Genomic DNA, 25266 nt, shown 5'->3' on the forward strand with positions numbered 1-25266 from the left:
CAGCCTATGTTTGGCTATTAACCTAACATTATCCATATTTTGCAACACTCCTTACCAAACCTTACCCTGTGGGCCTGAATTAGGCCGCCTAAATTGGGAGTATGAAGTGATGCAAATGAAACATAGCTTAATCGGAATGGGACTTATAGCGGGCTTGGCCGCCTGTTCGACAGCGCAGGAAAACCCAAACTATAAATATTCATCCAAATATGAAGGCCAAGAAGATGTGCGCATGGTCGCCAATTCGGGGCAAAACGCTGTGCAAAATGCGTCTTATTATCACGATGCCACGCCCGTGACCGCGGGTGCAGAGTATGATCGCCAAAGAGATTTCACAAACTCCGCACCTTCATCCGCGGCGACGTCATCGCAAACGATATATACTTCGCAATCCCATACCTATTCTCAGGGGGCTCAGACGTATCAGACAACTCCTTCTGCGACATTGCCAAGCTATCAAGTGCAGGCCTCGTCACAGACATCACCGTATCAAACAGCCCCGTCTCAGACAGTCACATCTGGAGCCGCAGCGCCAACAGATACAGCTTATGCAGGTCAAAGCGTTGAAGGTACGCCAGGTTATGGTGTTTATATCCCTGAGACAACAACCCAAGATATGACGCCATATACTGCGCCGACGCAAAGTGTCGTCGCCGCGAACACGTCTATATCCGGCGCCAGTGAATATCACGATATCGACCGTTTTCAGTCTGTGCCGGCCATTGCGGCGCCAATGCCTATGCCGTCCACTCAAGTATTTTCAACGGGGTCTTATATCGTGAAACAGGGCGACACAGTTTACAGTCTCTCTCGCCAATTATGTGTTGGTGTCGAAGACCTTAAACTCTCTAATGGTTTGGGGTCGAATTATGGTATTCAAATCGGGCAAACACTAACGCTGCCTGCCTCGCAATGCTAAGGGCTTAATCAGACATAGCTGATAAAAATTTACCGACCCATTGTGGTCGGTTTTTTTTGGCTTTTAGAGTTTTACAAAATTTTGATATAAATAGGGGTGCATTCTTTCCTGAATGTCGTATGTTCGAAAACGAACACGAAATTTAGGATATATATGCGAAATCGATTTGCGAAAATTCTGGCCACGCTTGGTCCCGCCAGCCGTGCTCCTCAAACCTTGCGTTTATTACACGAGGTTGGCGTGGATGCGTTTCGTTTAAATTTCTCTCATGGAAGCCATGAAGACCATGCGGAATCCGTGAAAAATATACGCCGCGTACAAGAGCAATGCGGGAATCCCATTACAATTGTTGCGGATATGCAAGGCCCTAAATTACGGTGTGGGCCATTTGAAAGTGGGTCTATTGAGCTCAAATATGGAGAGACTGTCTCGATTGAACTTTCGGAAGCGTTAGGAAAACCGGGCCTCATAAGAATGCCGCATCCAGAGCTGATAGAAGCGTTAAACGAAGGGCATATTCTGAAATTTGATGATGGCAAAATGCAGGTCACAATTTTAGAAAAAACTGACGGTGTTTTAAAGGCGCGCGTTGACGTACCCGGTACGTTGTCTGACCGGAAAGGTATTAATGTAATTAATGCTGTTTTGCCAATGAGCGCCATGACCGATAAAGACCGCGTCGATATGGCTTTCGCATTGACTCAGGATGTGGACTATATTGCGCTTTCATTTGTCCAGACCGCGCAAGACGTCATCGATGCACGCAAGATAATTGGCGATAAAGCAGGTATTATTGTTAAGATTGAAAAACCTTCTGCGGTTGAAGAACTTGATGATATTCTCGCCCATGCGGATGCCGCTATGGTTGCCCGCGGTGATTTGGGTGTTGAGTTACCCTTGGAGCTTGTCCCTGTCGTGCAGCGTCAGATTATTCGTAAGGGCCGCGCTTTGGGTAAACCCGTTATCGTCGCAACCCATATGTTGGAAAGCATGATTGACTCGCCCACACCAACACGGGCTGAGGCCTCTGATGTGGCTACGGCTATATATTTAGGCGCAGACGCCGTGATGCTTTCGGCTGAAACGGCGGTAGGTCGTCATCCAGCTACGGCTGTCGCTATTATGGACAGAATTATTACAGCGGCCGAAAACGATCCAGAGTTCTGGCGGTATTTTGATCAAATTGAATTGCCCCATGAACCTACGGCCGAAGACGCTATTGGCCAATCTGTGCGGTCAACAGCCAAAACTTTGGGATGTAAAGCTGTCCTTGGCTATACGCTGACTGGGTCAACAGTTCAGCGTATCAGCCGAGAACGACCACCTTGCCGCGTTGTCGGGCTGACCCCACGTGTGAATACAGCCAATCGCTTGGCGTTGAGTTGGGGGGTTTTACCGATTGTTATGGAAGACCCTGTGAACTTTGATGATATGTTAGGCAGCGTTCAAACCGTGGCCAAAAACCATGCAGGCTTAGCCAAGGGAGATCGTATTATGATCAGTGCTGGTGTGCCCTTTGGCCGTCCGGGGACGACAAATTTGCTGAAAATCGAAACCGTAGATTAGGGTGCTGTTTGGCTGCGTTCCCAATCTCTAAGAGGGCGGTAATCGCGCTCCATAGAGAATAATTTAGCACAGGTTGCAACGAACATAATCCATGAAAGACTATTTTGCTGGAGTATAGCGCTCTCGGAGACAGAAAAGCCCATATAGGATACGAAGAGAAGGATAACCCAATAGGTTTCTCTGCCGCCATTCTTCAAAGAGAAAAGCGACATAATCAGCGTGGCGAAACAATGTAATGCAAAAAGGACGACGATACCGACGCCGCAAGAAAGCCAAATTTCTATCCATCCATTATGCGCCGTTGGGACGCCCCATTGGAGGACTTGCCGTACCAAGTAAGAAGGGCCGAGTGGTTCTTGCCAATAGACACCATATCCATAGCCAAGCCAGAATTTACGTTCGATGGCTTCGCTCAGCAAAGTCCAAATATCAGTACGCCCTGTGAGTGAAGGGTCTTTGCCAATTACAGCAAACATCGCTTCTGGGAATAGAGTCAGTAAGGCCACGAAAATCGCTGTGCCTGAAACAAGTCCAAATAAAAGCGGAATGCGCAAAACAGGATTTGTTCGATAAAACTTTAAAAAGATAAAGAGCCCGATAGATAAGAGGGAGATCATCAATGAAGTTTTAGAGGTCGAAAGTAAAACGAGCGCAAAGCACAATAGGCCAAGAGGAATCCATATCCACCACCGATGCGGACGAAGGGCATAGGCACACATTGCCGCGATAAGGCCTTTGGTCATCATACCGCCGAGCTGATTTTTTTCAACGAACGGCCCTCGCCAAGCGCCAGGGTGAATTTCCTGCATTATGGCGCGTCCTGGATCAACAACGACCAAGACAAAAGATATGATAGCTATGACCAAAAAGGCTGCGGCAATGATTTGCACCATTCTGGCCCAAGAGAACCACGCCGCGAGTGTTAAACCGATATAGGTGGTCAGCATTAAAGCGATAGCGCGGCGTAAGGTCAAAGGCGGCATCTCTGACCATAGCATAGAGATACCTGCATAAAGCACGCATAAAATAATGATGGGGGAAAACGCGGCCATACGCAAAACATGGACGAGCTTAGGAAGGCTTAATAATAGGGCCAGTAAATAGACAGGGTACCAAATAAATCGAGTAAGAGGGTTTTCAATTTCAGGGTTGTCAATATTGGTAAATAGCAAACCAACGACGGCACCAGATGCAAAAACGACAAGGCCAATAAAGGTCAGAATAACAATAGCATTTGCCACTTGAAAAAGGGCGTGATTACGCGAGGCAATCTGATGCTCTGTATAAGGGACGTTGACCATGAGCTTGGGCGTAGCCAATCATAGTTAATGAATGTTTACATTCACCGCGTCTATGCAGGTCTTAACGGATAATTCACCATAAATACACGGAGAGGTCCAGCCAAGGCCCGAGGAGAAAACAATCTTAAACAATTTCAGCTATGGGGCGATTATGTTAAATCGATTCAAATCTGTGCCGCAATTATCGCCTGCTGCTGAATATGGTTATATTGCAGGATTGGATGGCATCCGCGCCATTGCAGTTTTAATTGTCATTATTGCACATTTTGAAATTTCGCGTCTTATTCCTGGTGGTTTCGGGGTGACGGTGTTTTTCTTTATTTCTGGGTTTTTGATTACGCGGCTATTATTGGCGGAAGCCAAGAAAAAGGGCCGAATTCACCTCAAAGATTTTTATATACGCCGAGTGGTAAGACTATTCCCTGCACTGATTTTTATGGTTGTGGGCAGCACGGGGCTTTACCTCGTTTTAGGGCAGGGCGGGCCTAAGCCTCTGGAATTCACGGCGGCGCTTGGATATTTCACAAATATCTATCAAGTCATGATACGTGCTGGCGGAGAGTTACCATTCATGCCGTGGACACATTTATGGTCATTAGCGGTGGAAGAGCATTTTTATTTAATTTTTCCACTTTTTTTAGTGGCATTTGGCGCATTCAAAAAACGCCTTGTCTGGGCTTTACTGGGTGTTTTGGCGTTAATTCCTCTTTGGCGTTTATATACATTTACGCATTTTGAAACCCTTCCCGTGGTCGATTATAATTACATGATGACGGATACACGTCTTGATTCAATTGTATGGGGATGCTTGCTCTCAGTTCTTTTGGATAAAGATGCCCGATTGGGCTTGGTCAAAAAGCTTACAGGCTGGTTACCCATCATTGTGGCGACGTCAATGCTCTTGCTCTGCTTTGCTATTCGCGATGAAAGCTTCCGATTTATTTGGCGTTATAGCCTGCAAGGTATTGGCTTATTCGTGCTTGTCCTTAATTTATTCTTTTTCCGACCTGTAAAATGGAGCCTTAACCTGTTGGAGATTTGGCCTTTAGTCTGGATTGGGCGGTTATCTTATCCACTATATTTGTGGCATTTCCCGGTTTTAGATCTAAGCCACCGGTTAATGGAGCCGGGGCCCGCTCAGCTGCTTGTCGCAATAGGCGGAAGCTTTGCTATTTCTATCTTCTCATTCTTTGTCGTCGAGAAGCCCTTTTTGGCCCTGCGCAAGAAGTTTGGCGCGCATATTGTTAAGCGGCCTGCAAATTTGTCATCAGCTGACGAACCGTCAGACGTTATGATGTCAGAAACAAAGAAACCAGACAATCCAAATATGATTGTTACGTCATAGATTGACTGTGGCGCGCGTTAATCGGGTACTCTTACGGTTAATTCGACTTCTACTTTCAGCTCTGGCCCTGCCAATGCGGCAACGCCAATGCCGGTGATAGACGGTTGATGTCCTTCAAAGAGCTCTAACAAGACAGGGAAGGCGCTTTCCATCGCAGCGTCATTTAAATCTACTATATAGATACGCGCCAAGACAATATCTTGTGCTTTGGCACCTAAGGCTTTCAGGGCGGATCTTGCATTCTTAACAACGATTTTTGCTTGCTCGCCTATGTCTTCTGGGACGGGAGCGCCATCAGCTTGCCATGCGACTTGCCCAGAAATATACGCCATGCGCCCTGGCTCTACGATGCTGATTTGGGAATATCCCATTTCACTGGAATTGGGCAAAGTGGAAGGATTTAATCGCGATATTGATTCCGACATGATATGCTTTGCACTCCAATTTTGCCGTGTTTCTTTCCTTCGATATTGTGCCGCTGCTAAGGATTACAAGAGCGTGGGGTCAACACTGCGTTGGACGACGTTTTTAACGGTGAGGCCCTGAACGATGATAGAGAATATTACCACGCCATAGGTCGCTGTGAGAATAAGCGGTTTATATTCATTATCTGGCAAGGCGAGGGCAAGGGCCACTGATATACCGCCGCGAACACCGCCCCATGTTAAAACAGGAACGGCGCCTTTGGTGAATTCTTTAAAGGCACCAATTACTTTCATGGGGACATAAACAGCGCAGAGCCGCGCAAGTAATACCAGCGGGATGGCAAGCAATGTGATGAAAGCAAAATCAGGTGCAAGCCCAAGAACCAGAATTTCGAGACCAATTAACAAGAATAAAACTGAATTCAATATTTCATCAACCATTTCCCAAAAGCCGAATAAAGCTGTGCGTGTATGGTCGGACATAGCAAAAGCGGCGCCTTTATTTCCTATCATCAATCCCGCTACGACCACAGCGATGGGGCCAGACAAGTGATGACCTAGAATATTTATGCGTTGTGCAAGGGCGTATGTACCTGCCACAAGAGCCAGGCTGATAAGGACTTCGATGGCATGTTCGTCAATCCGCGCCATCATCTTATAGCCTATCCAGCCAGCTAAAAGACCCAAAAGCGCCCCGCCAATGGCATCAACAACGAAAAGCTCAATGATGCCAAAGACCGTTGTTCCGCCATGTCCAGAACCATGGGCTGCATCAGCCACGGCATGGGCGGCGTCTGCGCTCCCTGTTGAACCCACGGCTATAGCTAATAATATTGTAAAAACGACAACCCCAACGCCGTCATTGAACAAGCTTTCACCTGCAATTTTTGTTTCCAAGCTTTTGGGCATTTTGACGGTTTTTAAAATGGAGAGCACAGCGACGGGATCAGTCGGGCTAATCAAGGAGCCAAAAACTAATGCCCACACATAGGGGAGCTGAACGCCAAAGGCTTGTGCAAGGGCGTAAAACCCGGTGCCGACGATAAATGTTGACAATATCACCCCGAATGTCGCCATGGAGCCAATGGCCCATTTAGCGCTACGCAATTTGGCAAAATCAACGTGCAAGGCGCCTGCAAAAAGCAAAAATCCCAACATACCTTTCATTAAGGTCTCATTGAAATCAATTTGCCCAAGCGCCGATTGTAACGTGTCTGTCATAGACAGGGCAGGGAACAGCGCTTCAGATGCTAAGAGTGCAAAAGAGGATAAGAGCGCCATGACCAAGAGGCCTATTGTATGCGGTAGCTTGATATAGGCCCGGTTCACCCATGATAATATGGCGGATAAAACCAATAATAGCGCCGCGATTTCAAATAGACTGAGCATATATAAAATTCCTTGAATTACGGGCAGGTTAACGCCTGTTGACCGCCAAGCAAGCGGTTTCAAATTTTAGGGTCGAATTCTGTCATTGGCTAGAGAGGGCTTTATTCTCGAAATCAGGCTTGACCTTCTCATAGGCTTTTCTAGGGTGCGGCATTAATTTTAAAAGCGGTAGTTTTATGAGTTTTGCATTTATTTTTCCGGGGCAAGGCAGCCAGTCTGTCGGCATGGGTAAGGCATTGGCGGAAGCGTTTCCTGTCGCGCGGCAAGTTTTCGAAGAAGTTGATGATGCGCTCGATCAAAAGCTTTCACAGATTATGTTCGAAGGGCCAATCGAAGACTTAACCCTGACAACTAATACTCAGCCCGCCCTTATGGCTTGTTCTATGGCGGCCATGGCTGTTTTAGCGCAAGAATTTGGGTTTCAACCCAAAGACCAAGCTTTCCTTGCAGGCCATTCTCTTGGTGAATACTCAGCGCTTTGTGCGGCTGGTTCATTGACTTTAGCGGATACAGCGCGGCTGCTGCGAATTCGCGGTGATGCTATGCAAGCCGCAGTTCCTGTTGGGGCTGGCGCTATGGCTGCTCTTTTAGGCGCGAGCGTAGAACAGGCCGAAGCCGCAGCAGAAGCAGGCTCCAAACATGGTATTTGCCAAATCGCCAATGATAATGCGACAGGCCAAATTGTGCTGTCTGGCGAAAAAGACGCGGTAGAAGCCGCCGTTGAGGCATGTGCTGATTTAAGCATTAAAAAAGCGATGATGCTAAATGTCTCTGCCCCCTTTCATTGTGATATGATGATGCCAGCCGCTGCGGCAATGCGCGAAGCGTTAGCGCACCAGACAATATTGCCGCCATCTGTGCCGATTGTGAATAATGTTACGGCGCGCCCAGTGACAGACCCTGATCAACTCCGCGAAGATTTAGTCGCGCAGGTTACAGGCCGTGTCCGCTGGAGAGAATCAATCGAGTGGATGGCCGCCAATGGCGTCGAAACCTTTGCTGAACCGGGATGCGGAAAAGTTTTAACGGTCATGTTGCGCCGTATCGTAAAAGGCGTAGAAGGTGCGGCATTAAATACGCCAGAGGCATTGGAAACCTTCGCGAAATCTATCAAAGGATAAATCATGTTTGATCTTAGCGGAAAGCGCGCTCTTGTTACGGGCGCAACGGGCGGTCTTGGCGGGGCGATTGCAAAAATGCTTCATGCGCAGGGCGCGCATGTGGCCCTATCTGGGACACGGGCTGAAAAGCTTGAGGGTTTAGCGGCAGAGCTAGGTGAACGCGCCTATGTTACGCCATGTAACCTCTCTGATGGAGAGGCTGTAGATAATTTGCCCTCTCAAGCCGCTGAGGCTTTGGGCGGGTCTGTTGAAATTCTCGTCGCCAATGCGGGGATTACGCGCGATGGATTATTGATACGAATGAAGCAAGATGATTGGGATTTGGTGCAAAAAGTCAATCTTGAGGCCTATTTTCGTCTATCAAAGGCCTGTTTACGCCCGATGATGAAGGCACGTTGGGGGCGTATTATTGGTATAACATCAGTGGTTGGCGTGACGGGAAATCCGGGACAGACGAATTATGCGGCCTCGAAAGCTGGCATGATTGGGTTTTCAAAATCATTGGCACAAGAAGTGGCGAGCCGTGGAATTACGGTCAACACTATCGCACCAGGTTTCATTCGTTCACCTATGACAGACGAGCTTAATGAAGAGCAACGCAGCGCGACTTTGGCACGAATTCCGGCTGGAGAGCTTGGGGCAGGTGATGATATTGCGGCTGCCGCTGTGTATTTAGCATCCCAAGAAGCGAATTACGTAACAGGGCAAACCTTACACGTTAATGGCGGAATGGCGATGATATAGAGGTATTTTTACCCAAATATTCACGGTAATAAGCCTCTAGTCACACGATTTGGGGTGTGCTAACCCCCCGCAGCACTTATAATGGGGCTGACCCAATTATTTTAACGCTGCTTGTAATTTAAGGATTGCCTCTTATTTGCAGGCCATAACCGCCGAGCGAAAGCTGGGCTATACTAAAAGGAAAGTCTATGTCAGACGTATTAGCCCGTGTAACAAAGATGGTTGTTGAGCATCTTGATGTTGAAGAATCAAAAGTCACGGATAACGCACACTTTATTGATGATCTCGGTGCAGACAGCCTCGACAATGTTGAGCTTGTTATGGCCTTTGAAGAAGAATTCGATATTGAAATCCCTGATGATGCAGCCGAACATATCCAAACTGTTGGTGACGCGGTTAAATTCATCTCTGAGAAAGTCGGCTAAGGACCTTTCTTAATGCTCCAGAAACCCCGACGCGTTGTTGTTACAGGCTTAGGTCTCGTTACCCCCGTCGGTTGCGGTGTTGAAACTGCATGGAAAGCCATTTTGAATGGCAAATCTGGAGCCTCTAAAATTGAACATTTTGACGTCAGCGATATTGCCTGCAAAATCGCTGCCGTTATTCCCCGCGCCGATGGGCGTGCTGGTGGGGCCCCTGACCAAGAAGGGGTTTTCAACCCAGATGATGTGATGAGTGCGCGAGACGCCAAACGCATCGATGATTTTATTCTATATTCAATTGCTGCCTCAGATGAAGCCCTAAAGGATTCGGGCTGGAATCCGCTCGAAGAGGGCGTTGATGCACAGGACCGCACAGGCGTGATGTTTGGTTCAGGCATTGGTGGATTGCAAACCACTTATGATGCCTCGATTACCCTTTATGAAAAGGGACCTCGGCGTTTATCCCCATTTGTTATCCCTGCCATGCTTATCAATCTGGCATCAGGGCAAATCTCAATCAGACATGGCCTAAAAGGCCCCAATCACTCAATTGTAACGGCTTGCGCGACAGGCGCGCATGCTATTGGTGATGCGGGTCGCCTCATTGCCTTTGGTGATGCCGATGTGATGGTGGCAGGGGGCGGGGAAAGCTCTATTAACCGTTTGGGTATTGCCTCATTTGTTGCGTGCCGCGCCATGACAACAGGCTTTAATGAGACACCTGAAAAAGCGTCTCGCCCTTATGATAAAGATCGCGACGGGTTTTTAATGGGAGAAGGGGCTGGCGCTGTTGTTCTTGAAGAATATGAGCACGCAAAAGCGCGCGGCGCAAAAATTTATGCTGAATTAGTCGGCTATGGCCTGTCGGGTGATGCGTATCACATTACAAGCCCCGCCCCTGAAGGTGAAGGTGGTCATCGGGCAATGAAGGCGGCTTTGGCCAATTCTGGCCTAAGCGTCGAAGATATCGGCTATGTTAATGCGCATGGTACATCTACGCCAATGGGGGATGAACTCGAAGTTAAAGCGGTTGAGAAACTCCTTGGCGAGCATGCTAAAAATGTCTGTATGTCGTCTACTAAATCGGCGACGGGACATTTGTTAGGGGCCGCGGGAGCGATAGAAGCTATTTTCTCTATTTTGGCTCTTCGCGATCAAATGGCCCCGCCAACTTTGAACTTGGATAATCAATCCGTCGAAACAGCGCTTGATCTGGTGCCGCACAAAGCCAAGCCGATCAAAACAAGGGCTGTGATGTCAAATTCATTTGGATTTGGTGGTACAAATGCCGCCATAATATTCGCGCAAGCGCCAGAATCTGATTAGGCTGGGCAAATGGCCCGCGATTCTAAACCTAAGAAAAAACTCGCTAAGCGTGACAAGCGTCTCCTCTGGTTCATTGGACTTATGGGCACTCTTACGGTTTTCATCGGCTGCGCAATCGCTGCTTATGCTTTCATCAATTATAAATATGAAGCGAAATTAAAACTAGAATCTCCGCGTGAAGCTGTTGTCTTTGAAGTACCAAAGGGGAGTGGCTTATCCTTAATTGCGTCGCGATTGGAAAAACAAGAACTGATTTCGAACGCCTTTCTATTTAAATTAGTCACGAAAATGCGGGGCAATGAAGCGAAGTTTAAAGCAGGTGAGTTCTTGCTTACCCCTGGGGCGTCTATGGCTGAAGTCTACACAGACCTCGCTGAGGGGCAGGCGATATTATATCCCGTCACCATTGCCGAAGGTTTGGCCAGTTTGCAGGTCATGGCTATATTGGACGATCTTCCAGAATTGATTGATGACAATCCCCCCGTGCCTGTTGAAGGCTCTCTGCTACCAGAGACTTATCTTTTCCCACGGGGCATGAAACAGTCCGAATTAATCGCGAAAATGAAACGAGCACAGCGGGTAGAGATTGACCGTTTATGGAAAAATCGGGCTGAAGGCCTCCCGATTACGACTAAAGAGCAAGCCATTATTTTGGCATCTGTTGTAGAGAAGGAAACCGGCGTTGGCAGTGAACGTGATGAGGTCGCGGGCGTTTTTGTTAACCGCCTTCATCGCGGTATGCGGTTACAATCTGACCCGACAATAATTTATGGTATTACGAAAGGCCTGCCATTGGGACGCCGAATTTATCGAAGCGAAATAAACCGCGCGACGGATTGGAATACTTATCAAATTCCGGGCCTTCCCAAAACACCTATTTGCAACCCTGGCAAAGAGGCTCTAGCAGCCGTTCTAAACCCAGCCCAAACAAAGAATTTGTATTTTGTTGCGGATGGCACAGGGGGGCATGCCTTTGCGCAGACATTGGCGGGTCATGAACGAAATGTCGCTAAATGGCGTCGTGTCCAACGGGCACGAGGTGAAAGATAAATCGGGGTATAACCATGTCAGAGACACTTAGAACGATTAAACAGAGCCGTAGAGGGCTTATGATTGTTCTTTCTTCCCCTTCTGGTGCCGGAAAAACGACCCTAACGCGCAAATTATTGGCAGAACATCCAGATATGACCATGTCTGTATCAGGGACAACTCGTGCCCCTCGTCCGGGTGAGCGCGATGGCGTGGACTATTATTTTCTTACCAAAAACCAGTTTTCAGACATGATTAATGAAGACGAATTTTTAGAACATGCCAAAGTGTTTGATAATTTTTATGGGACGCCGCGCGGCCCAGTAGAGACGGCCTTGGGCGAGGGGAAAGACGTCGTATTTGATATTGATTGGCAAGGCGCGCAACAACTCGCCGAAGCTGCGGCTGATGACCTTGTGAAAATATTTATCTTACCGCCTAATATGCGGGAATTAGAAAGTCGTCTTAAAACGCGTGCCCAAGATTCGGATAGCGTAATCGCCAAACGTATGAGTAAATCCGAAGCAGAAATCAGCCACTGGGCGGAATATGATTATGTCATCGTGAACGAAGATGTAGAGACCGCCCTAGCAGAACTGCGCATGATTGTCGCCGCTGAACGTATGCGCCGCCGTCGTCAATTATGGTTGTCTGGATTTGTGAAATCTCTTATCAGTGGAGCGTAGTCGCTTACTGTATCAGACCCCCATATTTAAACGACGAAATGCGTTTGAAGGGTTGTTTTTAATTCATCAATATTGACGGGTTTAGGAAGGAAATTATCCATCCCGCTTTCCCGGCAATCACGGCGCGTGGCGCTGTCTGCTGCTGCTGTACAGGCAATAATAGGTACAGATTTATAGTTAGGATGAAGCTGGCGAATTTTCTTTGTGGCTTCAGCGCCAGACATGGCGGGCATGTGAACATCCATAAAAATGACATCAAAGCTCTTATTTGAAATAATATCCAAGGCATCAGGCCCGCTCTCAGCTTCTGTAATCTTAGTGGCGCCTAAATGCTGGAGATAGACTCGGAGAACCTCAAGGTTGATATGATTGTCGTCAATGGCGAGGATTTCTGCTCGTGCGAGATCGATTTTCTCAGGCATAGAGGGGACATTTGAATTGATGTCGACATCGCGCGTAATACCTCGTTCAGCAACGGATAAGTCAAGCATATCGAGACGCAAGGCTTCATCCAAAAGGCTCCGTCCGGTTCTTGGTTTAGAAGCCACAGGAGTTGCCTTATTTTGTGCGTCTGTCTGTTTATATGCAGAAGATTGACCACCGATAACTTCCGCGACTTTTTTCTCGACAAGGGCTTTCGTGTCATTGGGAAGTGTGTCTTCTTTCACGGGGTGGATTTCATCTATTTCCAAATCTCTTACCCATTCAATGGGGCTGGTGAGGGTGAAAGTTACGCCGCTTCCAATCGCGCTTTTTACGACAACATCGCCCCCCATGAGTCTCGCTAACCCACGCGTTAGAGCGAGGTTGACCCGCGCTGCATTATCTTTTGCAAGATATTTAGGGCTGGCCTCATAACCGGGGTTGAAATAATATTCTGTCAAATACTGGTCCATACCTGGACTTGTATCTTTGATAGCAAGGTTCAGAAGGGTCTGGTTCCCTGTCTTTTTCGAAGGCTCAAGAATAGTCGCCGTAACCGTTACGCCGCCTCGCACAGTTTGATCTAAAGCCTGTGCAATCAGATTGTCTATACATTGCCGAAGACGCGTATCGTCGAATTTGAAAATCGCTTGTGCTTGGGGATCCATCTGTAATTTAAGAGCTAGCCGTTTTCTCTCAGCTGTTTTTTGTCCTAATTTTATCGCGGTGTTTAAAGTTTGATATAATGGCGTCTCTCTGCGGACGAGCTCTAGTTTTTTCGTTTCAAGTTCAAAGACATCTAATACATCAATGAGCGCTTTTTTAAGCTCACCACCAGCGCCTAGTAATTTACCAATCAGGGCTTTGTCATCATCAGAATAGTTGTGACTACGCGCCGTTAATGAGGATACAAACCCCAAGAGATGATTGAGCGGAGTGCGAAGTATGAAGCCTGCCGTAGCCACAAGTTTTGCTTGTTCTTGTAAGGCTTCAGAGATACGTTGTTTTGATTGGCTATGTTGCCAATATCCCACCACAGCACCACCGATTGCGAAACCGACAAGGGCTGCTAATAGGGGGATAAGCAGGTTTAACATATTCCAATCTTCCAAATTCGAAAGATTTTGTAACAGTATTAAGATAATAAAGATTAAATGAACATACGTTCAAAGTCGTGAAATTTAAGTTCACTTCAAGGTAGAGGCGAGGCTTTGAAAGGCTGAAACGGGCAGGGTTTCTGGTCTTGCTCGGGGGTCGATATTGGAGGCCTCAATCCAATCAAGGACATCAATGTTATGTTGCTTTGCAAACCCTTTTAGCGAAGCCCGAAGCATCTTTCGTCTCTGCCCGAAAGCGGCTTGCGTTACCTGACCCAAAAGCTTTAGGTCTGGATATTGTTGTTCCTTGGCAAGTGGGCGCATGACGATGACCGCACTATCCACTTTGGGCGGCGGCGTGAAAGCCCGCGCCGGAATATCAAAAGCAATATGGCAGGCGGCTACGCTTTGGCATAAAACGGCTAGGCGGCCATAGGCGCTTTCGCCCGGAGCGGCACACACCCGTTCAGCCACTTCTTTTTGAAACATCAATACCATTTGATCCCAAAACAAAGGGGTTGCTGTCACCCAATTTAAGAGCATTCTTGTGCCGACATTATAGGGAAGATTGGCAATTATTTTACGTGGAGCAGGCAGGTTTTCTGCAATATTAAATCTTAGCGCATCTCCTTTTACAATAGAGAGCCTATCATTGCTGACACGGCCAATATCAGCCAGTGCAGGTAAGAAACGTTCATCCATTTCAATGACTGTGACGCTCTCAGCTAAGTTGCTCAGGAGAGCCCGTGTCAAACCGCCAGGGCCTGGACCAACTTCTGCAATATGCGCACCCTCTAGAGGCGTTGCGAGGCGCGCAATTTTATCCGTTAAATTCATATCCAATAAAAAATGCTGGCCTAATTTTTTATTGGCACCAAGGTTATACTCTCGGACGACTTCGGTAAGTGAGGGCAGGGAATGGATGGCGTTGTTTTCCATTTAATTTAGCCCATTCTGTAAGTAGTTCGCTCGATTATTAGCAATGTGTCGCGCCGACTTGATAGCGGCGATAAGGCTGTTAGGACGTGCTTTGTTTTGTCCTGCAATTCCGAAAGCCGTTCCATGATCGGGAGAAGTTCGGACGATAGGAAGGCCAAGTGTGATATTGACGCCACCATGGAAATCTAATGTCTTTACGGGAATCAAGCCTTGATCATGATACATAGCCAACACAGCGTCATAGTTTTCTCGTGCTTCGGCATGGAATAATGTGTCTGCGGGTTGGGCATCCGTAACTTGAATTCCAGATGACCGTAAGAGCCGAGCAGACGGATTAATAATGTCATTTTCTTCGTGGCCTAGAGCCCCGTTTTCTCCTGCATGAGGGTTTAACCCTGTAAGGGAGATACGCGGCGCCCTTATGCCGAAGTCACATTGTAATGCGCCGTTCATCACTCGGGCATTACGAATAATGGCTTCGGCAGATAATTGTTCGGCTGCGTCTTTTAAAGAGAGGTGAACTGTCGCCAAACCTACACGTAATCCACCACCAGATAACATCATGACTGGGCCGCGCTCATAAGGCGGGGGTTCCAATAGGGTAAGTTGCCCTAAATATTCAGTGTGCCCCGGAAACTTAAACCCAGCTTTATATAAAACATCTTTGGCAATTGGGTTGGTGACAAGTGCAGCCGCTTCGCCCGACAGGCAGCGAGATACACAGCGTTCAATACTTTCTGTTACGGAAAGCGCATGATACGGGTCTGGTGTTCCTGGAGTAGGGACTCGTCCATCTATGGGGAGAATAGGGAGTGCATTTTCAAAAACAGAGGCGATGTCCGCACAAGTTTTGATTTCTTTTAAAGGATAGTCAAAGTCTTGATTAGCCTGAGCTATAACGCGAGGCGGTGCCACAATTGCGAAGGCAAACTCTGATTTATCTTTTAATGCCGCCCATGCTTTTAAAGTAATTTCAGGCCCAATGCCGGCAGGGTCGCCCATGCTTAATAACAAAGGCGCGGTCATCTTGGTTTAGCGAACGACGACAGTGGCTTTGCGGCGTATATCCCGAAGCGCACGTCGAGAGGCTTGAGCCAATTGCTGGTCCATTAAACGGTTCTCTATATCATCACGTGTTGGGATATCTGAACCCGTGGCTTCGCGAGAACAGACCATGATAGAGGCGGCACCGTCAGGGCGTTCAATCGGCGCTGAAATTGTGCCGACATCCGTATTGGCCAATATATCAATCAATTGCTCGTTTAATTCACTGGCTTTAAGCTCGCCCATGTCAGCCTGGTCGACGCCATCAAGGGCTTTAATATCTTCGGGCAATGTATCGCATGATGTCAAAGTATCCCGAAGTTTGACGAGTTCATTTTTGGCATCTTCGAAACTTCTATCGGTAATGCTCACTTGCTTGAGCTTATAAAGTGTATCGGCTTCTGAGACTTTTTTCTCAATCAAAGCGATAACATAATAACCGCCTGGGACTTGAATGGGTTTAGAGACGTTGCCTTCAACCATTTCTTTGATGACTTTATCGAGCTCAGGACGCAATTCGCCGTCACGGACCCATCCCACATCACCACCTTTTGCCGCGCTCGGCGCAGATGAAAATTGTTGGGCCAAGAGCGGGAACGGCGCGCCCTCCTCGATTTGGGTAATCATAGCTTGAGCGCCTTGTTCCGCTCCTTCCATACCGCCAATTTCTGGCGTTGCTTCAATATAAATTTCTGCAACGCGGAAACTGGGCTTGTCAGCATTTGCTGTCAGTCGCGTCAATGTTTCATCAATTTGCGCATCTGAAATACGAATACGTGAACCGTAAAGACCATTGACGATACGTTGCCAGGCAATTTCAGAGCGGATTTGATCCCGCAATGTTTCAATAGAGACACCAGCTTGGGCCAAGCGTCCCACAACTTCGTTAGGGTCAAGACCATTCCGTCCTAATAATAAACCAACGGATTGATTGACTTCTGCATCTGAAATTTGTTGTTCGTATTTTTGAGATTCCTGCATTTGTAAATGCTCGTCCACAAGGTTCCGAAGCGCTTGTTGTTGAAGACGGTTTAGGGTTTGCTCATCCCGCGCTGCGCCCGTCGTGGCGAGCATAAATAAGATACGCTGGCGCAGGTCATGTGTTGTGATGATGTCGTCATTTACAACCGCTGCGATGCCGTGAGGCGCCGATTGGGCAAGAGTAGCTGTGCTCGCTCCCATCATCATGGCGGCGCTAAGCCCTGCAATTTTTATAATCTGTGTGAAAGTCTTGGTCATATAAACTGTATAGCCTGTCTTCACTGCCTATCAAATGAGCAGTTATAATTTCCCGCGTTTATAAGCCTTTACGATTTAAAGGCAATTCGCGTGCTGTACTCTCTGTAAAATAAATACTCTGTAATTACGGGGCCGCATGTTAAATTTCAGTCACATCTCAGCTCTATCCGTCTTCAATTTTGGATAAATAGCTAATTCCAACCAAAAGGGCGAAGATTGGCATCGCCCAAGCGGCCAAAATAACAGGAATAAGGCCTGCCTCCCCAAAAGTCGCAACAATGGAATCAATGAAATATAAGAGAAAGCCGATGGCGGTTCCTGCCACGAGCAATTGAAATGTTCCGCCTTGCCGTGACAGGCGTAGAGAGACACCGGCGGCAATAATGCTCATCGCCATTAATAAAACGGGTAATGCAAGTAACTTATTATACTGCATTTTAAGCCCTAAGGCAGAGAAGCCCGCCATTTCATTGGTCTGAATAGTGGCGGGTAAGTCCCAAAATGGTGGGGCTTTGGTTTTTTGGCCGATATCTTGGAATTGACGTGTTGTGATTTGTGTCGGCAGAGAGAGAGTAGAGGTGTCTTTTTTAATTTCACCTGGTATGTTTTCCGTGGCATTTGTCAGTAGCCAATAGCCTTGAGGGGAGAGAGTGGCGGTTTTCGCGTCAAAGCGTCTTGCGAAGACTGTCCGGCCATCCGCTTCGACATCCATTTGGTAAAATGTGGCCTCGAGTAACGTGCGGTTCGAGAAATCAACAGCATTGGCCCGAATAACCGTTTGTTGATTCATATCGCCTTCACGTAGCCAAATATCATTGGATTGCATTTTCATGCCCCCCCCTAGCTCATCTTGCATCACATCGTGCCGCGTCATCAGGTCTGAGGCGAGAGGGTTGAAAACTAAGGCCCACCCTAAACCTATTAAGGCAGAAATTAATATTACAGGACTCAAAAACCGCCAAGCCGATAGACCTGCGGCGCGCATGACCATGATTTCGTTTGATTTATTTAACCCATAAAGCGCGCCAATCACGCCGAATAAAACAATAAATGGTATAGTTTCTTCAATTAATGAGGGCGCTTTTAACAGCGTTAAAATCGCAAGTTGCCTTGAACCAAATTCGGCGTCCAGGCTTCGGCTATTTTCTACGAAATCAACGAGTATGATAATAGAGGTGACCACTAAAAACGCGATAAATATAGCGCGAAATACTCGTCCTGAAATGTATCGTAGAAGTGTCGCGTGGTTGATGTTCAAAAGGCTTGGTCTTCTGGTGTGGCGGGTCATTATGATGACCTCGTCTTTTGTTTTGTCAAAGAAGGTTTTTCAATCGTAGTTGATTCAAACCTTTTAGGGGCTATGGCGTTCGCCTCAAGGGCTTCAACACTAGACATATATTGGCGCGCGCGCTTTTTCGTGCCCCATTTTTTCAGTCGTGTGGATTTCAGCAAATAAACAAAAGAAAAGATTATGACCGCTAACGGGATAAAATATTGGAAGGCATTCAAGGAGGCATTCTCTGCCGCCGCTGATGTAATGCCAAAACCTGAGAGCCGTATTATAAACCCTATCACTGCACAGATAGCTATTTTTCTTGTGTAACCGAGGCGTTGATGTTCCCCTCGGGCTAAAAACATCAGCGCCAACAATATTAAGGCAAGATTATAGAGCGGTGATGCGAGGCGAGAATGCCCTTCCGCCCGGAGTTCCTTGCGAAATGCTAGGTTTAAATTTTGACTTTCTGAAGGAAAGAAGAGTTCGTGGAGATAACGATCAGAGGGTTTCAGGCGGTAGGAGTCATCCAGTTTAATGAGATCGCTAAGGTCTAGAAGGTAATCACTAAATTGAACGACATCGAGGCTTCCATCTTCGAGATGTTTCTGAACCGAACCATGGCGAAGTGTTAAGAGAACAACGTCATTTTGTCTTTGAATGTCGCCTTCTTTTGCGGTCAATGTGATCGTGTTAAGGGGGTCCCTTGCGTCATATATCATGACGTCTTGGAGACTGTTATCGGCACCGATCTCTCGGGTGTAGGCTGTTAACCCACTAAAGGGTGAAACGAACTCTCCTTGTTGAACCATTTGTGAAACGATATCCGTTCTTATCTCTAGGATTTCTGCACGCATCTGCCGAAAGGCATAAGGCTGAATGAATAAGTTTATTGTGAGGTGGAGTAGAGAAACAAGGAAACCTAAAAAAACAATAGGTTTTGCAATTTGCCAAGGCGAAAACCCCGCGGCTTTCGCAATGATAAGCTCTGAGTCGACATTCAGGCGATTAAAAGCATAGAGTGTGGCGATAAAGGCCGAGAGAGGCAAAATAATAGCAATTAATTGCGGCAAGGCTAAGCCAATGATTTTTATAAACGCCAAACCTGACTGACGATTCTCTACGATTAAGTCCAGTGTTTGAAGGCTTTGCGTTAAAATAGCCAACCCTGTGAGGGCGGCTAAGCTTGTCGCCAAGGGCCAAAGGGTTTGACCTTGAAAGTAACGTTGGATTAAGCCCATTATGCAACGGCCATCATTGCGTCAATCGACTCTAGGTTCGGAATATGCGATATAAACGGCATTGGGTCTTCTAATCTGAAGTGGTCCCGTTTACTAGCAGGTGTGGGCGAATAAAAATTAAATTATGCAAACCGGCTATCCATACGGATTGCTGTCTATAGGAGTTCTTAGTGAAAGTTACATTTACAGCCAATAATCCCATTAAGTCTGGAACAGCTATTGTGTTCTCGGGCCAAAAGTTGGCGCTGAACAGCGCCGCGAACGCCTATAGAGAGACAGGGGTAGAAAGCTTTGATGCCGCGGTAAAAGCGGCGAACTTCAAAGGAGATTCGGGCTCGATTTTCGAAACATTTGTCATGAGCGGAACAAAAGCCGTGCGTTTGATGGTTGTTGGAACGGGCGCAAAAGAAGTGATTGATTATGAAATGGCCGTTGCAAAAGCGATTAAGCGTCTCTCTACTTTGGGGGAAACGACGGTAACATTACACTTAAATGATGACGCTTCGGCTGAGGATGCGGCGCGTGCCGTTGTTGGGGCACGGCTCGCGGCATATCGCTTTGACAATTACAAAACAGATGTCACGCGGACCAAAACTCCTCAAATTAAGACACTAAAAGTCGCATGTGCGAATGCGGCTGCCGCGAAAAAATCTTATGAAAACTATCATGGCCCCGTTTGTGACGGCACACTTTACGCTCGCGACTTGGTGAATATGCCGCCCAATGATTTGTTCCCTAAAAATTATGCTGCCAAAATTAAGACGCTCGAAGAATTTGGTCTGAAAGTTGAAATTATTGGCGAAAAACGGATGAAAACGCTTGGCATGAATGCCTTTTTGGGTGTCGGTGTTGGCTCTGAGCGCGAATCCCAGTTCGTCATTATGAAATGGAATGGTGGTAAAAAAGGCGAGAAGCCAACGGCGTTAATTGGCAAAGGTGTCACGTTTGATGCAGGCGGGATTTCATTGAAACCTGGCGCAGGCATGTGGGATATGAAAGGCGATATGGGCGGATCAGCCGCTGTCGTTGGCGCTATGCTAGGCCTAGCTAAACGCAATGCAAAAGCCAATGTCGTGGGTCTTGTGGGACTCGTCGAAAATATGCCTGATGGGAAAGCTCAAAACCCAGGCGACATCGTAACTTCGATGTCAGGCCAAACTATTGAAGTTCAAAACACAGATGCTGAAGGCCGTTTGGTTTTATGCGATGTACTTCATTATACTGTCAGCAAAATAAAGCCCGCTGCGATGATTGATTTGGCGACCTTAACAGGCGCTATTATCGTGTCGCTCGGACATGAACATGCTGGCCTGTTTTCTAATGATGATACGTTAGCTAATCAGATTTTGGCTGCCTCTGAAACCACAACTGAAAAAACATGGCGTCTACCTTTGTCAAAAGCCTATGATAAACTTTTGGATAGTCCCTTTGCTGATATGAAAAATATTGGAGGCCGCGAAGCTGGCTCCATTACAGCTGCACAATTTTTACAACGATTTGTTGGTAAAGATACGCCTTGGGCTCATTTGGATATTGCAGGCACAGGCATGAAAAATTCACGCAAAGACCCCAGAGAAACGACCTTTGGTACTGGGTTTGGCGCGCGTTTATTGAACCGCTGGATAGCTGATAATTATGAAGGCTAAGGTCTGAACCTATGTCAGATGTCGCTTCAGAAACTTCTGGCCCAGATTATTGGTTTTACCACCTAGAAGGCAGTACCCTTGAGGGGGTGCTGCCTGATCTCTTAGAAAAGTCACTCTCTAGAGGGTGGCGAGTTTTGGTTAAATTACCTCCGGATAAACAAAAACAATTTGACGATCATCTTTGGACATTTCGGGATGATAGTTTTATTCCTCATGGGCGAGATGACGAGCCTATGGCGGATTGGCAACCTGTTTTATTAAGTTCAGATATCAAGGTGGCAACTGGATTTGATATTGTGTTCCTTTTAGATGGAGCAGAGGTTGAAATCTCTGAAGGCGTGTCGCGCGTTATGGTCATGATAAATGGCCGTTCAGAACAAGATGTCTCGCGAGAGCGAGGCCGATGGAAAGCCTTAAAAGCCATCAATGCCAGCCTTGCTTATTATCAGCAAAATGAGCGTGGCCGATGGGAAAAACGGGCCTAGCATTATGGTTTAAACGCCATTGTTTTATGGTCTTTATTCGGCCATATTCTACAGGCTTAATGAAACCTATATAATGTTTTGGTTTATATTTTTAACTTGTTTTGCACTTATAAATTTATTTTTACTCTAGGTTGGATGCGAGATTTTATATGGAATTAGATCCCGCAGAAAAACGCTCGCTATCAAAGGCTAGTCGTGAGCAGTTAGAACTAGGCATCCTTATCGCCGGACTTGGCTTCGGATCTGTAGATTACCTCGCTGACACCATCACTTTGGATGCCCGGGCTGCTGAGTTGTTTGACCTACAGCCTGACACGCCAATTCGACGCGCGAAGTTACACGAAAAAATCCACGTCGAAGATCAAGCGAGAATCAAAGCGATTACAGAGGCACTATTAAGCCGTGAGAGCGAAAATTTCTTTGATGTTACACACCGAGTGCAACATGAAGATGGAACAGTTTTATGGGTTCATGCTCGGAAACTCGTGACATTTGGCATTATTGATAAAAAAGAGGTGCCGATATCAGGTGTCGTCGCCGTGCAAAATATCACCAAACTGAAATCTAGCGAGGAGAAAGTAAAACTTCTTCTTGGCGAGATTAATCATCGGGCAAAAAACCTTTTAACCGTGGTGCAGAGTATTGCCAGAATGACGGCTCGGAAAGGTGATTTGTCGACTTTCGTAACGCGCTTCTCTGATCGCTTAACCTCTCTTTCAGCCAATCAAGACCTGATAGTCGAAAATCTCTGGACTGACGTGGTTTTAGAGAAACTCGTACAGGCTCATTTACAACCATTTATCGAAAATTCAGGTGGACGTATCTTGATAAAAGGTCCTTCCATAAAAATCCATGCAAATGCGGCACAGGCCATAGGTATGGCGTTGCATGAACTTGCGACAAATGCTGTTAAATATGGGGCGCTTTCAAATGTGAAGGGCAAGGTCGAAGTGAGTTGGCGAAGAAGGGGGGAAACCCTTGAAATGAAATGGGCCGAGTCGGGTGGCCCAAAAGTGAAACCGCCAAAAGAAACCGGGTTTGGAGAAAAGGTCATTAATCAAATGGCGGCGCAGTCCCTACAAGGTACAGTGAAATTGACCTATGAACCAACGGGTGTGGTGTGGGTTCTGAAAGTCCCTACGAAAGAGATTTTGCCCTAAGAAGATTTTTTGGGCGCGCCAACGGCCCAGTTATAAGGTTGGAGCGTAGTTTTATCCGTAAGGCCGGCTTGGCGATAGGGGTCGGTCTCCAACCAATGCGTGACGATATCTTTTGATTCTGCTTCAACAATTAAAAGACTGCCGCGCATGATACCTTCATCATCTAACCATGGCCCAGCTATGTGCAATGTCACCTCGGGATGAGACTTTAACCAAGTTAAATGCGCCTCTCGATTGCTTTGACGGATAGCCAGGCTGTCCGCTTTATCTGCGGTATGTATAAGAAAATAGGTCATAAAACTTCCGTTTTGTGTTCACGTGCTAACAGCTCAACAAGCGCAGATTGAATGTTCAAATCTCCGGCCAAAATATCGGCAACGGCTATACTTATGGGCATATCGACATCTAAAGATTCAGCCATTTTTTTCAAAGCAGGGGCGCTGGCGACGCCCTCTGTTACGCTTGTTCTGGCGGCTAGGATTTTCTCTAGGCTTTCGCCTTTACCCAGCGCAAAGCCGCAAGACATATTGCGAGATTGTTCACTTGAGCACGTAAGCACTAAATCACCCAAGCCGCATAGCCCGGTTAGGGTTTCAGGATCGCAGCCCAATTTTTTGCCTAGACGGCGCATTTCTGCAAAGCCTCGAGCAATGATAGCAGCATGAGCTGAGCGGCCTAAACCCATTCCCAAAACCATACCGCAGGCGATAGCGAGAACATTTTTCACGGCGCCGCCAATTTCCGCGCCTAGCACATCTGTTGCAAGATAAGGCCGAAATGTCGGCGCTGCGACAGCCTGCACAAGAGCCGCGCCCATGACTTCATCTTTGCAAGCCAGAGTAACAGCGGTCGGCAAGCCTTTGGCTACATCTATGGCAAAGCTCGGCCCAGATAATACGACGGGTACGACTTGGGGCAAGGTTTCACTTAGCACGTCAGACATGAATTCCCGCGTACTTATTTCAATGCCTTTTGAGCATAAAATAACAGGTTTGCCCGTAAGAGCTTTCTCATTCGAAAGCGTAGATAAAATAGAGCGTGTATGCTGTGCTGGTGCTACAGATAAGAGCGCATCACATTGCACAAGCGCCGTTAAGTCCTGTGTGGCTGTAATTGACGGCGACAAAGCAATACCAGGCAAAAAGGCTGTATTCTCATGCGCTTTGTTGATGGAGTCGACTGTGTCCTTTTCAAAGGCCCAAAGCGTCACATCTCGGCCGGCCACGGCAAGGTTTTGCGCTAAAGCTGTACCCCATGCCCCTGCGCCTATAACCCCAAATGATTGATAAGATTGTGTCATGACTTTGGGCCTTTCTTGCCATATCCACTGGCGGGGTTGGCACTAGCGGCTCTTTGGTCCAAAGGCCAACGCGGGCGGGCGGCTACATCTAAATCATCTATGTCGCCAGCGGCTAATTTAGCAGCGCCTGCTAAAGCTATCATAGCAGCATTATCAGTACAGAATTTGAGCGGCGGCGCGAGAAGCGATAAACCTTCTGTGTCGCAAAGTTCAGTCAAGCGGGCCCTGAGAGCTTTATTTGCTGCGACGCCGCCTGCAACGACAAAACGTTTGGCTAATTCTCCGTGGAGGGACTTGAACATCGCTATGGCGCGCAAGGTACGTTCACGCATCACATCACCAACAGCGTTTTGAAAACTAGCGCATATATTGGCTTTGGCGATATCAGATTTGTCTGAGGCTTCCCAAGCTCGGGCGACAGCAGTTTTTAACCCCGCAAATGAGAAGTCCGCGTGGTCTTTACCTTTGAAAGGTCGCGGGAGGGGGATGGAATTTGGATCCCCTTTTGCGGCCCATTTTTCTACATTCGGCCCCCCCGGAAAACCAAGTCCCATGACCTTGGCCGATTTATCAAAGGCTTCACCTGCTGCATCGTCTACTGTGCTGCCTAATCGGGTGTAATCGCCTAATCCGTTAACGGATAACAGTTGAGTGTGCCCGCCAGAGACTAACAGCAGTAGATATGGAAAGGCGCAAGGCGCCGCGAGACGAGGCGACAAAGCATGTCCCTCAAGATGATTCACCGCTAATAAAGGGCGGCCGAGCGATAGTGCTAACCCTTTGGCGGCAAGTAAGCCAGAAATGACGCCGCCAATTAAACCGGGTCCAGATGTGGCGGCAATGCCTGCCAAATCTGTATATTCAATATTGGCGTCATTGATTGCGGCTTCGATAATATAGTCAATCTTTTGCATATGCGCGCGAGCGGCGATTTCAGGGACTACGCCGCCAAATGGCGCATGTTCTTCGTCTTGGCTAGCGATAATCGACGATAAAATCTCTATATCATCCTCCTTGGTATATCGAAGAACAGAGGCCGCGGTCTCATCGCAGCTTGATTCAATCCCCAAAACGAGAAAAGGAGGTGTAAGCGTTGTCGCAGTTTTAGAAAAAATAGTGGTCACGCTTAGGAGATAAGGTTAGTTG

The 25266-nt window shown here is 47.3% G+C and carries 24 protein-coding genes; 12 read left to right on the plus strand and 12 right to left on the minus strand.

Translation table 11 applies throughout. The features are described from left to right. Positions 1–106 precede the first annotated feature (106 nt). Entirely contained in the window at positions 107–919 is an 813-nt protein-coding gene (locus DES40_RS00355; protein WP_147405805.1) for a LysM peptidoglycan-binding domain-containing protein, read from the plus strand. Positions 920–1072: 153 nt separating this feature from the next. After that, positions 1073–2485: a pyruvate kinase gene (gene pyk / locus DES40_RS00360; RefSeq protein WP_121098600.1), complete on the plus strand. Its 1413-nt coding sequence runs from the start codon at positions 1073–1075 to the stop codon at positions 2483–2485. On the opposite strand, the gene DES40_RS00365 is transcribed toward pyk, so the two are convergent. Beyond that, entirely contained in the window at positions 2482–3786 is a 1305-nt protein-coding gene (locus tag DES40_RS00365; protein WP_121098601.1) for an O-antigen ligase family protein, read from the minus strand. The genes pyk and DES40_RS00365 overlap by 4 nt on opposite strands. A gap of 151 nt (positions 3787–3937) precedes the next feature. Here DES40_RS00365 and DES40_RS00370 point away from each other — a divergent pair, with 151 nt between their 5' ends. Next, a complete protein-coding gene (locus DES40_RS00370; protein ID WP_121098602.1) occupies positions 3938–5131 on the plus strand; it encodes an acyltransferase family protein in 1194 nt (397 codons plus the stop codon). A gap of 17 nt (positions 5132–5148) precedes the next feature. On the opposite strand, the gene DES40_RS00375 is transcribed toward DES40_RS00370, so the two are convergent. Then, the gene (locus DES40_RS00375) at positions 5149–5556 is read right to left on the minus strand and encodes a RidA family protein (protein ID WP_121098603.1); all 408 of its coding nucleotides are present in this window, start codon (positions 5554–5556) and stop codon (positions 5149–5151) included. A 63-nt stretch (positions 5557–5619) separates the two neighbouring features. Beyond that, positions 5620–6945 carry a cation:proton antiporter gene (locus tag DES40_RS00380; RefSeq protein ID WP_121100290.1) on the minus strand — a complete coding sequence of 442 codons (1326 nt, stop codon included), beginning with the start codon at positions 6943–6945 and terminating at the stop codon, positions 5620–5622. 176 nt (positions 6946–7121) lie between these two features. On the opposite strand from DES40_RS00380, the gene fabD reads away from it, so the two are divergent. From fabD to gmk, 6 genes are all read left to right on the plus strand, one after another. After that, on the plus strand, positions 7122–8066 hold the full coding sequence (gene fabD, locus DES40_RS00385) for an ACP S-malonyltransferase (RefSeq protein ID WP_121098604.1): 945 nt from the start codon (positions 7122–7124) through the stop codon (positions 8064–8066). Positions 8067–8069: 3 nt separating this feature from the next. Further along, positions 8070–8810 carry a 3-oxoacyl-[acyl-carrier-protein] reductase gene (gene fabG, locus DES40_RS00390; protein WP_121098605.1) on the plus strand — a complete coding sequence of 247 codons (741 nt, stop codon included), beginning with the start codon at positions 8070–8072 and terminating at the stop codon, positions 8808–8810. A 188-nt stretch (positions 8811–8998) separates the two neighbouring features. After that, on the plus strand, positions 8999–9235 hold the full coding sequence (locus DES40_RS00395; RefSeq protein WP_121098606.1) for an acyl carrier protein: 237 nt from the start codon (positions 8999–9001) through the stop codon (positions 9233–9235). 12 nt (positions 9236–9247) lie between these two features. After that, a complete protein-coding gene (gene fabF, locus DES40_RS00400) occupies positions 9248–10558 on the plus strand; it encodes a beta-ketoacyl-ACP synthase II (RefSeq protein WP_121098607.1) in 1311 nt (436 codons plus the stop codon). Between the two features lie 9 nt (positions 10559–10567). Then, positions 10568–11608: an endolytic transglycosylase MltG gene (gene mltG / locus DES40_RS00405; protein WP_121098608.1), complete on the plus strand. Its 1041-nt coding sequence runs from the start codon at positions 10568–10570 to the stop codon at positions 11606–11608. 14 nt (positions 11609–11622) lie between these two features. Then, a complete protein-coding gene (gmk, locus tag DES40_RS00410; protein ID WP_121098609.1) occupies positions 11623–12273 on the plus strand; it encodes a guanylate kinase in 651 nt (216 codons plus the stop codon). Between the two features lie 26 nt (positions 12274–12299). Here the strand turns inward: gmk and DES40_RS00415 are convergent, their stop codons facing one another. From DES40_RS00415 to DES40_RS00440, 6 genes are all read right to left on the minus strand, one after another. Next, on the minus strand, positions 12300–13793 hold the full coding sequence (locus tag DES40_RS00415; protein WP_121098610.1) for a response regulator: 1494 nt from the start codon (positions 13791–13793) through the stop codon (positions 12300–12302). 90 nt (positions 13794–13883) lie between these two features. Beyond that, positions 13884–14732: a 16S rRNA (adenine(1518)-N(6)/adenine(1519)-N(6))-dimethyltransferase RsmA gene (rsmA, locus tag DES40_RS00420; RefSeq protein ID WP_121098611.1), complete on the minus strand. Its 849-nt coding sequence runs from the start codon at positions 14730–14732 to the stop codon at positions 13884–13886. Further along, the gene (gene pdxA, locus DES40_RS00425) at positions 14733–15758 is read right to left on the minus strand and encodes a 4-hydroxythreonine-4-phosphate dehydrogenase PdxA (RefSeq protein WP_121098612.1); all 1026 of its coding nucleotides are present in this window, start codon (positions 15756–15758) and stop codon (positions 14733–14735) included. It abuts the gene before it with no gap. A gap of 6 nt (positions 15759–15764) precedes the next feature. After that, a complete protein-coding gene (locus DES40_RS00430; RefSeq protein ID WP_121098613.1) occupies positions 15765–17015 on the minus strand; it encodes a peptidylprolyl isomerase in 1251 nt (416 codons plus the stop codon). A 163-nt stretch (positions 17016–17178) separates the two neighbouring features. After that, entirely contained in the window at positions 17179–18303 is a 1125-nt protein-coding gene (locus tag DES40_RS00435) for an LptF/LptG family permease (RefSeq protein ID WP_121098614.1), read from the minus strand. Next, complete coding sequence (locus DES40_RS00440) at positions 18303–19529, minus strand: LptF/LptG family permease (protein WP_121098615.1); 1227 nt, start codon at positions 19527–19529, stop codon at positions 18303–18305. Before DES40_RS00440 ends, DES40_RS00435 begins: the two co-directional genes overlap by 1 nt. Before the next feature lie 170 nt (positions 19530–19699). Between DES40_RS00440 and DES40_RS00445 the strand changes: the two genes are divergently transcribed. The 3 genes from DES40_RS00445 to DES40_RS00455 all read left to right on the plus strand — a co-directional run bounded on the left by DES40_RS00445 (position 19700) and on the right by DES40_RS00455 (position 22820). Further along, the gene (locus DES40_RS00445) at positions 19700–21175 is read left to right on the plus strand and encodes a leucyl aminopeptidase (protein WP_121098616.1); all 1476 of its coding nucleotides are present in this window, start codon (positions 19700–19702) and stop codon (positions 21173–21175) included. A gap of 11 nt (positions 21176–21186) precedes the next feature. Then, complete coding sequence (locus tag DES40_RS00450; RefSeq protein WP_121098617.1) at positions 21187–21660, plus strand: DNA polymerase III subunit chi; 474 nt, start codon at positions 21187–21189, stop codon at positions 21658–21660. Between the two features lie 149 nt (positions 21661–21809). Continuing rightward, positions 21810–22820 carry a sensor histidine kinase gene (locus tag DES40_RS00455; RefSeq protein WP_121098618.1) on the plus strand — a complete coding sequence of 337 codons (1011 nt, stop codon included), beginning with the start codon at positions 21810–21812 and terminating at the stop codon, positions 22818–22820. Here the strand turns inward: DES40_RS00455 and DES40_RS00460 are convergent. Genes DES40_RS00460 through tsaD form a run of 3 tightly spaced genes read right to left on the minus strand, consistent with a single transcriptional unit; the run spans position 22817 to position 25235 of the window. Further along, positions 22817–23116, minus strand: a complete 300-nt coding sequence (locus DES40_RS00460) for a YciI family protein (protein WP_121098619.1) — start codon at positions 23114–23116, stop codon at positions 22817–22819. The genes DES40_RS00455 and DES40_RS00460 overlap by 4 nt on opposite strands. Continuing rightward, positions 23113–24120: an NAD(P)H-dependent glycerol-3-phosphate dehydrogenase gene (locus DES40_RS00465; protein ID WP_121098620.1), complete on the minus strand. Its 1008-nt coding sequence runs from the start codon at positions 24118–24120 to the stop codon at positions 23113–23115. Before DES40_RS00465 ends, DES40_RS00460 begins: the two co-directional genes overlap by 4 nt. Then, positions 24117–25235, minus strand: a complete 1119-nt coding sequence (gene tsaD, locus DES40_RS00470; protein ID WP_121100292.1) for a tRNA (adenosine(37)-N6)-threonylcarbamoyltransferase complex transferase subunit TsaD — start codon at positions 25233–25235, stop codon at positions 24117–24119. Before tsaD ends, DES40_RS00465 begins: the two co-directional genes overlap by 4 nt. Between the last annotated feature and the right edge of the window lie 31 nt (positions 25236–25266).

The sequence above is a fragment of the Litorimonas taeanensis genome, assembly GCF_003634015.1.
In the GTDB taxonomy this organism is placed as follows: domain Bacteria; phylum Pseudomonadota; class Alphaproteobacteria; order Caulobacterales; family Maricaulaceae; genus Litorimonas; species Litorimonas taeanensis.

Bases quoted from the DNA above. Each gene is read 5' to 3' on its own strand.
- DES40_RS00440 (WP_121098615.1), bottom strand. From the start codon at position 19,529: ATGGGCTTAATCCAACGTTACTTTCAAGGTCAAACCCTTTGGCCCTTG.
- DES40_RS00380 (WP_121100290.1), bottom strand. From the start codon at position 6,945: ATGCTCAGTCTATTTGAAATCGCGGCGCTATTATTGGTTTTATCCGCC.
- DES40_RS00460 (WP_121098619.1), bottom strand. From the start codon at position 23,116: ATGACCTATTTTCTTATACATACCGCAGATAAAGCGGACAGCCTGGCT.
- pdxA (WP_121098612.1), bottom strand. From the start codon at position 15,758: ATGACCGCGCCTTTGTTATTAAGCATGGGCGACCCTGCCGGCATTGGG.
- pyk (WP_121098600.1), top strand. From the start codon at position 1,073: ATGCGAAATCGATTTGCGAAAATTCTGGCCACGCTTGGTCCCGCCAGC.
- gmk (WP_121098609.1), top strand. From the start codon at position 11,623: ATGTCAGAGACACTTAGAACGATTAAACAGAGCCGTAGAGGGCTTATG.
- fabD (WP_121098604.1), top strand. From the start codon at position 7,122: ATGAGTTTTGCATTTATTTTTCCGGGGCAAGGCAGCCAGTCTGTCGGC.
- DES40_RS00365 (WP_121098601.1), bottom strand. From the start codon at position 3,786: ATGGTCAACGTCCCTTATACAGAGCATCAGATTGCCTCGCGTAATCAC.
- DES40_RS00370 (WP_121098602.1), top strand. From the start codon at position 3,938: ATGTTAAATCGATTCAAATCTGTGCCGCAATTATCGCCTGCTGCTGAA.
- DES40_RS00395 (WP_121098606.1), top strand. From the start codon at position 8,999: ATGTCAGACGTATTAGCCCGTGTAACAAAGATGGTTGTTGAGCATCTT.
- mltG (WP_121098608.1), top strand. From the start codon at position 10,568: ATGGCCCGCGATTCTAAACCTAAGAAAAAACTCGCTAAGCGTGACAAG.
- fabG (WP_121098605.1), top strand. From the start codon at position 8,070: ATGTTTGATCTTAGCGGAAAGCGCGCTCTTGTTACGGGCGCAACGGGC.
- fabF (WP_121098607.1), top strand. From the start codon at position 9,248: ATGCTCCAGAAACCCCGACGCGTTGTTGTTACAGGCTTAGGTCTCGTT.
- DES40_RS00430 (WP_121098613.1), bottom strand. From the start codon at position 17,015: ATGACCAAGACTTTCACACAGATTATAAAAATTGCAGGGCTTAGCGCC.
- DES40_RS00375 (WP_121098603.1), bottom strand. From the start codon at position 5,556: ATGTCGGAATCAATATCGCGATTAAATCCTTCCACTTTGCCCAATTCC.
- DES40_RS00465 (WP_121098620.1), bottom strand. From the start codon at position 24,120: ATGACACAATCTTATCAATCATTTGGGGTTATAGGCGCAGGGGCATGG.
- DES40_RS00455 (WP_121098618.1), top strand. From the start codon at position 21,810: ATGGAATTAGATCCCGCAGAAAAACGCTCGCTATCAAAGGCTAGTCGT.
- rsmA (WP_121098611.1), bottom strand. From the start codon at position 14,732: ATGGAAAACAACGCCATCCATTCCCTGCCCTCACTTACCGAAGTCGTC.
- DES40_RS00450 (WP_121098617.1), top strand. From the start codon at position 21,187: ATGTCAGATGTCGCTTCAGAAACTTCTGGCCCAGATTATTGGTTTTAC.
- DES40_RS00435 (WP_121098614.1), bottom strand. From the start codon at position 18,303: ATGACCCGCCACACCAGAAGACCAAGCCTTTTGAACATCAACCACGCG.
- DES40_RS00415 (WP_121098610.1), bottom strand. From the start codon at position 13,793: ATGTTAAACCTGCTTATCCCCCTATTAGCAGCCCTTGTCGGTTTCGCA.